The following is a 507-nucleotide window of genomic DNA, read 5'->3' as shown; positions in this document are numbered from 1 at the left end:
CGGCGCTGGCGGCGCTGGCGGTAGTGGCCAGCGGCCGCCAGGTGGCCTTGGCCGCGCCCACCGAATTGCTGGCCGAGCAGCATTACCGCAGCTTCGTGACGTGGTTGCAGCCCCTAGGCATCGAGGTGCTGTGGTTGGCTGGCAAAGTTCAAGGCCGCGCGCGCAACGCGGCGCTGAAGCGCCTGAGCGAGGGCGCAGCCGTGTGCGTGGGCACGCACGCACTGATGCAGGAAGGCGTGCAATTTCGCAATCTGGGCCTTGCGATTGTCGACGAACAGCACCGCTTTGGCGTGCATCAGCGCCTGAGTCTGGTCGAAAAGGGCGGCACGGCGGATGAAGTGCCGCATCAGCTGGTGCTCACCGCGACACCGATTCCACGCACCTTGGCGATGACGGCCTATGCGGACCTGGACATTTCGGTGCTCGATGAATTGCCGCCGGGGCGTATCCCGGTGCAAACCACCCTTGTCGCCGCCAGTCGCCGCGCCGAGGTGATCGAGCGTATCC

The 507-nt window shown here is 66.3% G+C and carries 1 protein-coding gene; it reads left to right on the top strand.

Annotated features, from left to right (window positions below; translation table 11 throughout):
• A partial coding sequence (locus CEK65_RS20895; protein ID WP_152182867.1) for a DEAD/DEAH box helicase occupies nucleotides 1–507 on the top strand: 507 nt, incomplete at both ends.

It is taken from the genome of Xanthomonas sp. LMG 12459 (assembly GCF_009192905.1).
Taxonomy (GTDB): Bacteria; Pseudomonadota; Gammaproteobacteria; order Xanthomonadales; family Xanthomonadaceae; genus Xanthomonas_A; species Xanthomonas_A sontii.
Note: the sequence above shows the minus strand (reverse complement) of the source record. Positions and strands in the feature narration are given on the sequence as shown.